The sequence below is a fragment of the Flindersiella endophytica genome (genome assembly GCF_054779015.1).
In genome coordinates, this window is record NZ_BAAGYY010000024.1 from 365,664 (window position 1) to 377,549 (window position 11,886).

General features: G+C 69.7%; 14 protein-coding genes. 7 read left to right on the plus strand and 7 right to left on the minus strand.

Annotation, left to right across the window (positions count from 1 at the left end; all coding sequences use genetic code 11):
• Positions 1-18 precede the first annotated feature (18 nt).
• Entirely contained in the window at positions 19-1,005 is a 987-nt protein-coding gene (locus tag ACYVF6_RS29525; protein WP_460525878.1) for an aldose 1-epimerase, read from the plus strand.
• A gap of 26 nt (positions 1,006-1,031) precedes the next feature.
• Positions 1,032-1,541 carry a hypothetical protein gene (locus ACYVF6_RS29530; protein ID WP_460525879.1) on the plus strand — a complete coding sequence of 170 codons (510 nt, stop codon included), beginning with the start codon at positions 1,032-1,034 and terminating at the stop codon, positions 1,539-1,541.
• Between the two features lie 11 nt (positions 1,542-1,552).
• On the opposite strand, the gene ACYVF6_RS29535 is transcribed toward ACYVF6_RS29530, so the two are convergent.
• Genes ACYVF6_RS29535 through paaA form a run of 6 tightly spaced genes read right to left on the minus strand, consistent with a single transcriptional unit; the run spans position 1,553 to position 6,297 of the window.
• Positions 1,553-2,761 carry a PLP-dependent aminotransferase family protein gene (locus ACYVF6_RS29535; protein WP_460525880.1) on the minus strand — a complete coding sequence of 403 codons (1,209 nt, stop codon included), beginning with the start codon at positions 2,759-2,761 and terminating at the stop codon, positions 1,553-1,555.
• Positions 2,762-2,800: 39 nt separating this feature from the next.
• Positions 2,801-3,865, minus strand: coding sequence for a 1,2-phenylacetyl-CoA epoxidase subunit PaaE (gene paaE / locus ACYVF6_RS29540; protein ID WP_460525881.1), 1,065 nt, complete (start codon positions 3,863-3,865; stop codon positions 2,801-2,803).
• The gene (gene paaD / locus ACYVF6_RS29545; protein ID WP_460525882.1) at positions 3,862-4,329 is read right to left on the minus strand and encodes a PaaD family protein; all 468 of its coding nucleotides are present in this window, start codon (positions 4,327-4,329) and stop codon (positions 3,862-3,864) included. The genes paaE and paaD overlap by 4 nt, the downstream gene beginning before the upstream one ends.
• Positions 4,323-5,075 carry a 1,2-phenylacetyl-CoA epoxidase subunit PaaC gene (paaC, locus tag ACYVF6_RS29550; RefSeq protein ID WP_460525883.1) on the minus strand — a complete coding sequence of 251 codons (753 nt, stop codon included), beginning with the start codon at positions 5,073-5,075 and terminating at the stop codon, positions 4,323-4,325. The genes paaD and paaC overlap by 7 nt, the downstream gene beginning before the upstream one ends.
• Positions 5,072-5,353 (minus strand): 1,2-phenylacetyl-CoA epoxidase subunit PaaB, encoded by a 282-nt coding sequence (gene paaB, locus ACYVF6_RS29555; protein ID WP_460525884.1) that lies wholly within the window; start codon positions 5,351-5,353, stop codon positions 5,072-5,074. Before paaB ends, paaC begins: the two co-directional genes overlap by 4 nt.
• Positions 5,350-6,297 carry a 1,2-phenylacetyl-CoA epoxidase subunit PaaA gene (paaA, locus tag ACYVF6_RS29560; protein WP_460525886.1) on the minus strand — a complete coding sequence of 316 codons (948 nt, stop codon included), beginning with the start codon at positions 6,295-6,297 and terminating at the stop codon, positions 5,350-5,352. Before paaA ends, paaB begins: the two co-directional genes overlap by 4 nt.
• Before the next feature lie 299 nt (positions 6,298-6,596).
• Between paaA and ACYVF6_RS29565 the strand changes: the two genes are divergently transcribed.
• The 5 genes from ACYVF6_RS29565 (at position 6,597) to ACYVF6_RS29585 (ending at position 10,120) form a co-directional block, all read left to right on the plus strand.
• Complete coding sequence (locus ACYVF6_RS29565) at positions 6,597-7,193, plus strand: CGNR zinc finger domain-containing protein (RefSeq protein WP_460525887.1); 597 nt, start codon at positions 6,597-6,599, stop codon at positions 7,191-7,193.
• A gap of 284 nt (positions 7,194-7,477) precedes the next feature.
• A complete protein-coding gene (locus tag ACYVF6_RS29570; RefSeq protein WP_460525889.1) occupies positions 7,478-8,134 on the plus strand; it encodes a DUF4352 domain-containing protein in 657 nt (218 codons plus the stop codon).
• A gap of 5 nt (positions 8,135-8,139) precedes the next feature.
• On the plus strand, positions 8,140-8,610 hold the full coding sequence (locus ACYVF6_RS29575) for a hypothetical protein (RefSeq protein WP_460525891.1): 471 nt from the start codon (positions 8,140-8,142) through the stop codon (positions 8,608-8,610).
• A 47-nt stretch (positions 8,611-8,657) separates the two neighbouring features.
• Positions 8,658-9,218, plus strand: a complete 561-nt coding sequence (locus ACYVF6_RS29580; RefSeq protein ID WP_460525892.1) for a GNAT family N-acetyltransferase — start codon at positions 8,658-8,660, stop codon at positions 9,216-9,218.
• A 50-nt stretch (positions 9,219-9,268) separates the two neighbouring features.
• Entirely contained in the window at positions 9,269-10,120 is an 852-nt protein-coding gene (locus ACYVF6_RS29585) for a hypothetical protein (RefSeq protein ID WP_460525893.1), read from the plus strand.
• Here ACYVF6_RS29585 and ACYVF6_RS29590 read toward each other — a convergent pair.
• A complete protein-coding gene (locus ACYVF6_RS29590) occupies positions 10,114-11,886 on the minus strand; it encodes an ABC transporter ATP-binding protein (protein WP_460525894.1) in 1,773 nt (590 codons plus the stop codon). The two genes, ACYVF6_RS29585 and ACYVF6_RS29590, sit on opposite strands and share 7 nt — an antisense overlap.

Below are 11,886 nucleotides of genomic sequence, written 5' to 3' on the forward strand. Positions count from 1 at the left end.
ACTGGCACTATTAGGACGATGGAGCCATTGGTCAGCCAACATCGCGGATGGGACGTCGTACGCCTCACCAGCCCCGAACTCCAGGTCGATGTCGTTCCGGGCAAGGGCGGCGACATCACGTCGATCCGGCATCGAACGGGTGTCGAACTGCTGTGGCAGTCGCCGTGGGGCCTGCGCCACAAGGGCTCGGCGGGCACCGCCGGGGACAGCTCCGAAAACCTCATCGACTGGTACCCCGGCGGCTGGCAGACCGTCTTCCCCAACGCCGGCGACGCCGTCACCGAGCACGGCGCCGAGTGGGGCATGCACGGCGAGGCCTGGCTCGCGCCCTACGACTGGGAGGCCCACGGCTCCGGCGAGATCGTGCTACACACGCGTCTGGTACGCAGCCCGTTCGAGGTCACCCGAAGGATCCGCGTCGTCGGGGAGCGGTTGACGGTCACCGAGACCACCCGCAACGCCGGCGGCGAGTGGGTCGAGGCCGCCTGGGGACACCACGCCGCGTTCGGTGCACCGTTCCTCGGCGGCAGCTGCCGGCTCGAGACCAACGCCACGACGTTCCTCGCCGACGACGAACGCGACACGCCCGCCGGTGACCTCGCCGTCGGCGCCCGCTCCAGGTGGCCGTACGCCGACGGCCGTTCCGGCGAGCCGATCGACCTGCGGGACGTCCCTGGCATGGAAGCCTCCGCCGACCGGCTCGGCTACCTGCTCGACTTCGGCGGCGATCCGTACGTCGCGCTCACCAACGTCCGGCTCGGCCTGACGGCCCGGCTGTCCTGGGACGCGGCGACCATGCCGTCGGCCTGGCTGTGGTACGAAATGCACGCCAGCCCCGGATTCCCTTGGTACAAAGGCGTTTACGTCCTCGGCATCGAGCCGCACTCCAGCCATCCGGGCCAGGGCCTGCATGCGATCCGCGCCAAGACCGGCACCCAGCTGTCCTACGAGGCCGGCCAGTCGCGGACCGCCACGACAACACTCGACGTGACGCCGGTCGCCTGAACCCGCACTCCCCTATGCTCTAGCCCATGAGCCTGCCGAACACTGGACCCCGGCCGTCCGCGTTGACGGCGATGCAGCCGATGATCTACAGCCTGCTCGCGGCTCCGATCCTGCTCGGCGTAGCGGTCTGGTTCACCGTGCCCAGCATGGACGAGCCGCCGATCTGGACCGCGATCGTGCCGCTTGCCCTGGTCGTGGTCGGATTCCTGCTCGCGGAGTCGGTTGGCTACGCAGCCCCCACACTGCCGGGCCAGACCGACCGGCCCGAGGCGATGCGCCGGGCGGTCGGCATCTGGCGGTCCAAGCTGATGTTCCGCTTCGCCGTCACCGAAGCGCCCATTCTCGTCGGCCTCACGATGTCGTTCATCGCCGACAGCCGCTGGCCGTTCCTGGTCGGGCTGGTCGCGGGCTGGCCGGTGCTGGCGTTCGAGATCCTGCCGCACCGCCGCTCGATCGAGAAGCTGCGCGCACGACTCGACGGCGCAGGTGCGTCGTCGTTCCTGGACGAGGCGCTGCGGGAGCCGGTCAGCCCTTAAGTCCCAAGCCTTCAGCCCACGAGCTCGGCGAGCGCGCCCAGGAGAGCGTCGACGTCGGCCCGGTTGTTGTAGTGCACCAGGCCGGCCCGCACGGCGCCGCCGGAGTCGCGGATGCCGAGCACGCCGGCGGGCTCCCAGGCGTAGCTGATGCCGCTCCACACGTTCACTTTCCGCTCGGCCAGGAACGCGGCAACGGCGCTGGGCGCATAGCCGTCGATGGTGAAGAACGCCGTCGCGGTCCGGCTGGCCGCGGAGCCGTACAGCCGTACGCCGGGGACTTTCGCCAAGCCGGCCAGGAGCTCGCGGAACAGCTCCTGCTCGTAGGCCGAGACCGCGGTCATCGACGCAAGCACGCGTTGCCGCCGCGACCCGGCCGAGTCAGGTGCGGCGAGCCCGGCCAGGTGCTCGACCGCCGCGGTGACGCCGGCCAGGTCGGCGAGCGCGTGCGTGCCGAACTCGAACCGCCCTGGTACGCCGTCGGGCGCCGGAAGCAGCTTGTCAGGATGCAGCTTTTCGAGCGTCGCGGGATCGGAGACGACCGTGCCGATGTGCGGGCCGGACCACTTGTACGCACTCGTGGCGTAGAAGTCGGCCCCATAGGCGGCGACGTCGATCGGGCAGTGCGGCGTCGCGTGCACGCCGTCGACGTACGCGAGCGCACCGGCCGCGTGCGCCTTGGCCGTGATGGCCGCGACGTCCGGGCGGGTGCCGAGGATGTTGCTCGCAGCGGTGAACGCCACCAGCCGGCTGCGCTCGTCGAGCAACCCGTCGTACTGCGCCGCCGGCAGCTCGCCGGTCTCGGCGTCGGGCTCGGCCCAGCGCACGGCCACGCCGGTGTGCTCGGCCGCCTGCACCCACGGGCGTACGTTGGCGTCGTGGTCGAGACGGGACAGCACGATGTTGTCGCCGGCCGTCCAGTGCTTCGCGAGCGCGCCCGCGAGGCGGTAGGTCAGCGTCGTCATGTTCGGGCCGAAGACCACGCCGTCCGGCACACCGCCCACCAGGTCGGCGACCGCTTGCCGGGCTTCGGACACGATCGCGTCCGAGCGCGCACTGGCCGGGAACGCTCCACCCTGGTTGCCGATTCCGGCCACATAGGCGTCGCGGATCGCGTCCATCACGGCGTACGGGGTCTGCGTCCCGGCGGCGCCGTCGAGGTAGGAGTAGCCGTCTGACAAGGCGGGATAGGCCGAGCGGACCTTTTCGACGTCGAAGTTCACCCGTCCACGGTAACCCCAGGCCGGGCAAAGGACACTGGCTCAGGCGTCGTAGTCGACGACCAACCGGTCGCTCGTGGGGTGCGACTGGCAGGTCAGGACGTAGCCCCGGCGTACCTCTTCGGGCTCCAGCGCGTAGCACTGGTCCATCCGTACGCTGCCGTCGACGAGCTTGGCTCGGCACGTTCCGCAAACGCCGCCCCGGCAGGCGAACGGAGCATCCGGCCGGGCGCCGAGCACGGCCTCCAGGACGGACGGGCCGGTGCGCGCCATCCGGAGGTTCGAGCGGCGCCCGTCGAGTACGGCGGTCAGCTCGCAGTCGCCGGCCGCCTCCACGACCGGCTGCTCGGCGACCGGGCCGACGTGGAACAGCTCCGTGTGTACGTGGTCGCGCGGCACGCCTCGCGCCCGGAGCGTGGCGCGCAGCTCGTCGACCATCTCGTGCGGACCGCAGAGGTACCACTCGTCGACGGACTCCGGCGGGAGCAGGGTGTCGAGGAAACGCTCGAGCTTCGGGCCGTCGATCCGGCCGGCGAGCAACTCGATGCCGGGACGTTCCCGCGACAGTACGTTGACGAGCTGGAATCGCGCGGGGAACCGATCCTTGAGGTCCTGCAGCTCCTCCAGGAACATCACCGACGCCGAGCTGCGGTTGCCGTACAGCAGCGTCGCCGAGCTGCCGGGCTCCTGCTCCAGCACGCTGCTGAGGATCGACAGCACCGGCGTGATGCCGCTGCCGGCGGCGACCAGGCCGAGCCGGCGGCGGCGTTCCGGCGACGGCTCGGTGCAGAACCGGCCGGTCGGCGTCATCACGTCGATCTCGTCGCCGGGCTGGAGTTTCTTCAACGCGTACGCGGAGAACCCGCCGCCCGGAACGTACTTCACGCCGATCGTCAGGCGGCCGGATCCGATCGAGGAGCAGATGGAGTAGTTGCGGCGGAGGTCGTCGCCGGCCGCGGGGGTGCGAACGGTGACGTGCTGGCCGGGCATGAAGCGATAGTCGTCGGCGAGCTCGGCCGGCACGCCGAACGTGATGGCCACGGAGTCGTCGGTCAGGCGCTCGACCTCGCCCACCCGCAACGGGTGGAACACGGCGCGGCGGCTCACCGCAGTTCCTTGAACCGGTCGAACGGCTCACCACATTCTTGGCACACCCACAGCGCCTTGCAGGCCGTCGATCCGAACCGGCTGATCTCCTTTGTCCGCAAGGACGAGCAGCGTGGGCACTTCACCGAGAGCGTGACCAGGACGCAGGTGCCCTGAGCGGGCGGCGCGATCCCGAACTCCTCGAGTTTGCGTAAGCCCGCTTCGGAGATCCATTCCGTCGACCAGGCGGGCGTGAGCACGGTGTGCACCGAGACCTGCTCGAAACCCGCACCGTGCAAGGCGTTCTCGACATCGCTGCGAATGGCCTCCAGCACCGGACACCCGATGTAGGTCGGCGTGATGTCCACGTCCACAACGCCGTCGGAGCCGATCCGGACCTCGCGCAGAACACCGAGGTCGGCGATCGTGAGCACCGGCAGCTCCGGGTCGGCGACCGACGCGGCGACGTCGTAGGCGGTCACCATGTCGCACCCGGGTTGGAGCGGACGAGGTGCTGCATCTCGGCGAGGAGGTAGCCGAGCGCCTCGGTGTGGACGCCTCGCCGGCCGCCGCTGCCGAAGAACGGCGGCTGCTCGGGCCAGCTCAGCCCGGCCTGCGTCAGAACGCCTTGTACGTAGGCGTTCCAGGCCGGTCGGAGCGCCGAGCAGTCGACGGCGACGCCTGCTGCGGCCAGTCCCTGCTCCAGCTCGTCGGTCTCGAACAGCTCGTCGACGTACGGACGGATGATGTCGATGCCGGCCCGCATGCGGGCGTTGCTCTCGTCCGTACCGTCGCCGAGACGCAGCACCCAGCTGCTGGCGTGGTCGCGGTGGTAGGCGACTTCTTTCAGCGCCTTGACCGCGATCGACGCGAGCGTCTGGTCGACGGAGGCGGAGAGGCGTTCGTAGAGCTCGTACTGGTAGGCCGAGAACGCCAGCAGCCGGGCCATCGTGACCGCGAAGTCGCCGTTGTCCTGCTCGACGAGCAGGACGTTGCGGAACTCGCGTTCGTCGCGGAGGTAGGCCAGGTCGTCCTCGGTGCGGCCACTGCCGTCGGTTTCGCCCGCATAGGTGAGGAACTGGCGCGCCTGACCCAGCAGGTCGAGGCCGATGTTGGCGAGCGCGACATCCTCTTCCAGGGCGGGCGCGCGGGTCACCCACTCGGCGAAGCGGTGCGAGAGGATCAGCGCGTCGTCGCCGAGCCGGAGGGCGTAGTCCGCTCGCGGGTTCACAGGTGAGGCACTCCGTCCGGTACGTCGTAGAACGTCGGATGGCGGTAGACCTTGTCGGCCGCGGGGTCGAAGAACGCGTCCTTCTCGTCAGGACTGGACGCGGTGATGGCCGCTGCCGGGACGACCCAGATCGAAACGCCTTCGCCGCGGCGGGTGTAGAGGTCGCGGGCGTTACGCAGGGCCAGCTCGGCGTCGGGCGCGTGCAGGCTGCCGACATGGGCGTGCGACAGGCCGCGCCTCGCGCGCACGAAGACCTCCCAGAGCGGCCAGTCTTTCATGCGGCAGACTCCTTGCCTGCTTGGCGTTTCGCGGCGTAGGCGTTGGCGGCCTCGCGTACCCACGCGCCGTCGTCGTGGGCCTGGCGGCGGCGCTCCATGCGCTGCCGGTTGCACGGGCCGCCGCCCTTGATGACGGTGAACAGCTCGTCGTAGTCGGGCTGGGTGAAGTCGTAGTGGCCGCGTTCTTCGTTCCAGCGCAGGCTTTCGTCGGGAATGCGAAGGCTGAGGACGTCGGCCTGCGGCACGGTCATGTCGACGAAACGCTGGCGGAGCTCGTCGTTGCTGAAGCGCTTGATGCCCCACTTCGCGGACTGCTCGCCGTGGGTGGACTCGCCGTCGGGCGGGCCGAACATCGCGAGGCTGGGGTACCACCAGCGGTCGAGGGCGTCCTGGGCCATTGCCTTCTGGTTCGCTGTGCCCCTGGTGAGGGTGTAGAGGATTTCGTAGCCCTGGCGCTGGTGGAACGACTCTTCCTTGCAGATACGGATCATCGCGCGGGCGTAAGGGCCGTAGGAGCAGCGGCAGAGTGGGACCTGGTTGGTGATCGCGGCACCGTCGACCAGCCAGCCGATCGCGCCGATGTCGGCCCAGGTGAGCGTGGGGTAGTTGAAGATGCTGGAGTATTTCTGCCGGCCGGTGTGGAGCAGGTCGAGCAACTCGTCGCGGTTGACGCCGAGCGTTTCGGCGGCGGCGTAGAGATAGAGGCCGTGACCCGCCTCGTCCTGGACCTTGGCGAGCAGGATCGCTTTGCGGCGAAGGCTGGGTGCGCGGGTCAGCCAGTTGGCTTCGGGCTGCATGCCGATGATCTCCGAATGCGCGTGCTGGGCGATTTGCCGGATCAGCGTCTTTCGGTAGGCATCAGGCATCGCATCGCGCGGCTCGATCCGCTCGTCGGCGGCGATCAGCGCGTCGAACTCGGTGATCTGGGCGGCCGGGGCGTCCATGATCGAAGGCTACCAGCGAAAGTGTGACAGCGACCTGCCGATGATGCAGATCGCTGTCACAAGTTTGGGACTCTATTGATGTCGTTGCTTGCGGAGGCGCTTGGCCTGCCGATAGCGACGGAAGCGCTCGGCCTCGGCAATGCGGTCACGGAGGATGTCTTGTCCAATGTTGTCCAGTAGGAAGGTCATGTCTGGCATAACAACACTGGCTATCTGGTTATGCCGGTGTCTCACCTGGTGAAACCGGTGATGTCAGTACGCTGGTGTTCTGGGGGCACTGTTCGAAGAGGTGATCGGGAGTGACGGACACGCAGGAGATCCCGGAGTACGCCCGGCTGCTCCGCGACTTCACCAACACCGTCGACGAGCCGAACTCGATCGAGGCGCTGCCGAACGGCCACGACCTCGCGCAGTGGCTCCGGCACTACGGATTGCTGACGGAGCCTGGATCGGTGCCGCCGGCGGAGGCGGTGGAGGCGGCAGTGGAGGCGGCGACGCCGGCCGAGCTGGCGCTGGCGTTGCGGCTGCGCAGCGGCCTGCGTACCGCGATGGAACACCACCACGACGGCATCTCGGCGCCCGTACCCGAGCTCGACGCCGCCTGCCGTGAGCTCCCGCTGCGAGTCGCGTTCGATGGCGTCGCCCCAGGCTTGGAGCCGGCGGAGTCGGGCGTGCTGGGAGGCCTCGGCCGCCTGGCCGCGGCGATCATCACCGCCCAGTCCGAGGGCGGGTGGCGCCGGTTGAAGCTCTGCCACGCCGAGGACTGCCGCTACTCCTTCTACGACGGCTCGAAGAATCGCTCGAAGCACTGGTGCTCGATGAGCGCGTGCGGAAACCGCCAGAAGACCCGCACGTACCGCACCCGTTCCCGCGAACGCACCGCTTCCTCGAGCTGAGGCCTCCCCTCGTTCCCAGCGACGCTGGTTGCTGACTGTAACCGTGGAGCTCGCACCGCGTCCCGGTTTGGGACCGAAGAGGGGGAACCATGACAGCTCCGAACCCGCAGTACCAGCCTCCACAGAACGGGCCCGGGATGCCGCCCGGCGGGCGGCCATTTCCGTCTGGCCAGCCATATCCGCCTCCGCAGCCTTACCGGCAGGGACCGCCGCCGCGTGGTCCGCAGCCACCGTTCGGCGGCCCCGTTCCGCCGCGACCGCCGCAGCCGCCGCAGAAGCAGAAGGTGCATCCCGTACTCATCGTGATCGCAGTGATCGTCGCGGGCTTCGTCGGCCTCGGCATCCTCGGCGCGTTGATCAGTCCGGACAGCGAGCCGACGGCGACCCAGACCACCCAGACCACGCCGGAGCCGACGACTACGGCAGCCGACCGGCCGAAGCCGGCCAGCTCCGCCACGGACAAGCCGGAGGCCAAGCCGGCTGAGGCCAAGCCGAAGCCGACTCCCAAGGCCGTCCAGCCGAAACCAAAGCCGGCGAAGCCGAAGGCGCCAGGGTTGAACCAGGCGGTTCGCGACGGCGACTTCACGTTCACGGTGACCAAGGTCGAGTACAGCACCGAACCCATTGGCAGCGAGTACCTCAACACGAAGCCGCAGGGCCAGTTCGTCCTGGTCCACATGACCGTCGCCAACCATGGCAAGGAGGCGGGCACCTTCTTCGGCGACAACCAGTACGCGCTGGACGCCGGAGGCCGGCAGTTCTCCGCGGACGGTGAGGCGGCAATCTACCTCGAGGACTCCGAGTCCCTGCTCGAGCAGATCAACCCGGGCAACAAGCTCTCCGGGATCGTGGTCTTCGACGTACCCAAGGGCACCAAGATCCAGAAGCTGGAGCTGCACGACTCCGCCTTCTCGGACGGCGCGATCGTGACTGTCCGGTGATTCCGATGAAGCACCTGCTCGGATATCTGCTGGCCGCGCTCATCGGCGCGGCCGGCGCCACCGGCGTCATGTTCGCGGCCGGCGCCGGGGCCGCCGACGACCACGCGGTCACGGCGTCGCCAACCGTGAGTGCGTCACCGACGAAACCCGCTGCCTTCACCGTTTCCGGCACGTTCACGGTCGAGGCGGCGACGGCCGCGATGACTTCCGCGGACGGCGGCGGTTGCTGGACTGATGACGGCTACGACGACATCGACAGCGGCACGCAGGTGGTGGTCAGGGACAGGCACGGCACGACGATGGCGATCGGTGAGCTCGGCGCAGCGGAACGGGACGGTTCGAACTGCGCGTTCTCGTTCGTCGTCAGCGAGGTGCCGGCCGGCAAGGGCATCTATCGGATCGAGGTCAGCCACCGAGGCGAGCTCGAGTACACCGAGGAGCAGATCCGGACGCATCTGGAGCTCGAGCTGGGGTGACGTCGGCCGGGCTTTGGTGCGGGCGGCGAGGCTGACAGGATGGGCGTGTGACTGAGCCTCGTCCTGTTGCCGAGCAGAGTGTGAGAGTCGCGTGGGCGGCGGATGCCGGTGAGATCGCGCGGGTGCAGATGCGTGCCTGGCGCGAGGCATACGCCTCGATCCTGCCCGCCGATCTGCTCCAGAGCCTCGACGAGGACGCGTTCGCCGAGCAGTGGAAGCAGTCGCTCGCCAAGCCGCCGGACGCCCGCAACCGAGGGCTCGTAGCGCTGCAAGGCACCACCGTCACCGGGTTTGCGGCGACCGGGCCCGCGGAGGATCCGGACGCCGATCGGGTGGCGGACGGGGCGATCTCCGCGTTCCACATCGATCCGGCCGCGACCAGGCAGGGGCACGGCTCCCGGCTGCTGCACGCCTGCGTCGACACGCTCCGCGCGGACGGCTTCAACCGGGCGACGACGTGGTTGTTCAGCCAGGACGACGCGATGCGCGCCTTCCTCACGGCCACCGGCTGGGCCCCCGACGGCGCGCACCGTGAGCTCGACCTGCACGGCGACGGCAGCGTCCTCGTCAAGCAGGTACGGCTGCACTGCTCCCTCGCCGAGGACTGAGCGGCGAAATGGGCGGCCCAATTCCACCCATTTCGCTCTAGGCTCGGGTGATGGACGCTCGAGCGCCGCTGCCGTGGATCCGCAGACCGGATGAGACGCTGCCTGAGTTCATCTTCGCCCCCGCCACGCCACCGGACGTACAGGTCCAGCTGCGCGCCGTCGCCGAAGACCTGCTCAACTCCACTCCCCTCGAACGCAGGTTCCAGCGCGAACGCAAGGTCGCCACGATCCTCGGCGCGATCGCGCTCGCCGGCTGGTTCTGCATCGTCGCAGGCTGGGGAACGGTCCTGATGACGTTCGGTGTCGTGGGCGCCGTGGTCACGCTGGGCGCGGTGGTGAGCGGCGCCTCGGTCTGGAGGCTCGCCAAACGACGCGAGCAGTTGCAGTCGTACCGCCGGACTCTCATCAACCCCTTCGAGGATCTCGACGAGCCCGGGCAGTACAAGCTGCGCGTGGTCATCCAGGCGATCGAACGGGTCGCCCAGTCGCGCGCCGCCCGAGAGGGCAGGCTGCCGGGCTGGGCGGAGCTGGTCAACCACCAGCTGTGGCAGATCACCTGCGGACTCAAGGCACTGTCGGAGGCCCGTGCCATGCTGGGGCCGCACGCCGCCGCTATGCCCGCGCAAGCCGCTGCCGTGCTCGAGGCCGACCAGTCGATCGCGCGCTCCGTTGACCAGCTGGTGCACTACGCCAACTCCGTCGGACGCGTCGACCACTCCCTCACCGTGCTCGACACCATGATCCAGCGGGACGCCATCGACGACCGGCTCCGCGAAGCGCTGGCGGCGACGGCGAGCAACTACGCCGGCACCACCCTGACCGACGGCGCCCGCCAAGCGCAGGCGGAGGTCGACGCCGCGCTCCGGGCGGTCCGCGCGCTCAGCGAGCAGCTCGGCTACTGATACCCGCGCGCCTGCAGCCGATACAGCTCCGCGTAGTGCCCGCCGGCAGCCAGCAACTCCGTATGCGTACCGGCCTCCACCGCCGACCCTTCCCGCAGGACGACCACCAGATCAGCCGCCGCCACCGTCGAGAACCGGTGCGTGACCAGCAACGTCACCGTTCCGGCCCGCCTGGCTGTTCGCGCGGCGGCGGCGTACCGCTCGAACAGCGCGTGCTCGGTCGCGGCATCCACGGCGGCGGTGGGCTCGTCGAGTACGAGCAGCAGCGGTTCCCGCCGCAGCATCCCCCGTGCGAGCGCCACCCGCTGCCACTGCCCGCCCGACAACCCCACGCCGTCCGGCCAGCCCGGCCCGAGCTGCGTGTCGAGGCCGCGTGGCAACGCGTCGACCACCTGCTCGGCCGCACCCGCCCGCGCCGCCGCCAGGATCCTGGCGTCGTCGGGTGGGTGAGCCAGATCGCCCAGCCCGATCGCGTGCCGCGCGGTCAGCTCGAACGTCGCGTGATCCTGGAACGCGCCCGACAGCCGCTCCCGCCACGCCACCACGTTGAACGCCGATAGGTCCACGCCGTCGACCAGGATCCGGCCGCCCGTCGGCTGGTAGAGCCCGGCCATCAGCTTCACCAACGTGGACTTCCCCGCTGCGTTCTCCCCCACGATCGCCACGACCGAGCCGGGCCGCAGGTCGAGCGAGACCTCCCGCAGGGCAGGCAGCGCCGCGTCCGGGTACGCGAAGCTCACGGACTCCAGCCTGATCCCCCGCCGCAGCCTCGCCGGCGGCGATCCCGTGCCGCCCTGCGGCATCGACCCCTCGTAGTCGAGCAGCCAGAGGAAGCGCCCGGCCGTACGCGTCACAGTCGTCACCCGCCCGGCGATCCCCTGCAGCTCACCGCTGGCCGTCCGCAAGTGGTTGACCAGCAGAAACGCGAGTACGAACGCGCCCGTGCCGACCGAACCGGCCAGCACGTCCCGAAGCAGCCACGCCAGCACGATGCCCGCGACGCCGAAGAAGAACAGGCTGCCGCAGATCTCCGGGACGGCTTGCCGCCTGGCCCGCAAAGCGTAGGGGCCGCGCCATGCGGCTACCGCAGATCGCAGCCGCGACCGGATCTTTCCGCGACGACCGAACACGCGCAGCTCGGCTCCCGCCGCCGGCGAGTGTCCGAGCCCCAGCAGGTGCTGTGTCAGCCGGGCCGGCTGCGCCGCCGAGCGCTCGGCCGCGTCCGACCAGCGCGCATACCACCGCACGGCCACCAGCGACGGAACGCCGGCCGCCGCGACCAGCAGCAACCTCCAGTCCGCGGTCGCCGCCAACGCCAGGGTCGCGCCGACCCGGACGAGGTCCACCAGCCCGTTCAGCAGTGTGTTCAGCGCGAACCCGAGCGCGCCCTGCTGATCGCGCAGCGCCTGCACCTGGTCGAGGTAGCGCGGCGACTCCAGGTGATCGAGCGTCGGGATCCGCGCGGTGATCTCCGCGATCCTGGTCTCGAACGTGTACGCCACCCGCTCCTGCTGCCCGAACCGCGCGTTGCCGCCGATCATCGCGAGCGTCCTCTCCAGCGCGACCGAGGCGACCAGCGCCGTCACCGCGACCACGACGCCGCGCAGGTCACGGCCGATCGCCCCGGTGACGATCCAGGCGAGGAACAGCGGCTTCAGTACGTCGACAACGACGCTCGCCGACTCGAGGAGGCAGATCAGCGACTGCACCGGGCTGACCTTGACCGCGGTCGAGAGCACCAGCCAGATGGCACGCAGCGAACGCAT

Bases quoted from the DNA above. Each gene is read 5' to 3' on its own strand.
- ACYVF6_RS29525 (WP_460525878.1), top strand. From the start codon at position 19: ATGGAGCCATTGGTCAGCCAACATCGCGGATGGGACGTCGTACGCCTC.
- ACYVF6_RS29530 (WP_460525879.1), top strand. From the start codon at position 1,032: ATGAGCCTGCCGAACACTGGACCCCGGCCGTCCGCGTTGACGGCGATG.
- paaD (WP_460525882.1), bottom strand. From the start codon at position 4,329: ATGGTGACCGCCTACGACGTCGCCGCGTCGGTCGCCGACCCGGAGCTG.
- paaB (WP_460525884.1), bottom strand. From the start codon at position 5,353: ATGAAAGACTGGCCGCTCTGGGAGGTCTTCGTGCGCGCGAGGCGCGGC.
- paaA (WP_460525886.1), bottom strand. From the start codon at position 6,297: ATGGACGCCCCGGCCGCCCAGATCACCGAGTTCGACGCGCTGATCGCC.
- ACYVF6_RS29575 (WP_460525891.1), top strand. From the start codon at position 8,140: ATGAAGCACCTGCTCGGATATCTGCTGGCCGCGCTCATCGGCGCGGCC.
- ACYVF6_RS29585 (WP_460525893.1), top strand. From the start codon at position 9,269: ATGGACGCTCGAGCGCCGCTGCCGTGGATCCGCAGACCGGATGAGACG.
- ACYVF6_RS29590 (WP_460525894.1), bottom strand. From the start codon at position 11,886: ATGCGTTCGCTGCGTGCCATCTGGCTGGTGCTCTCGACCGCGGTCAAG.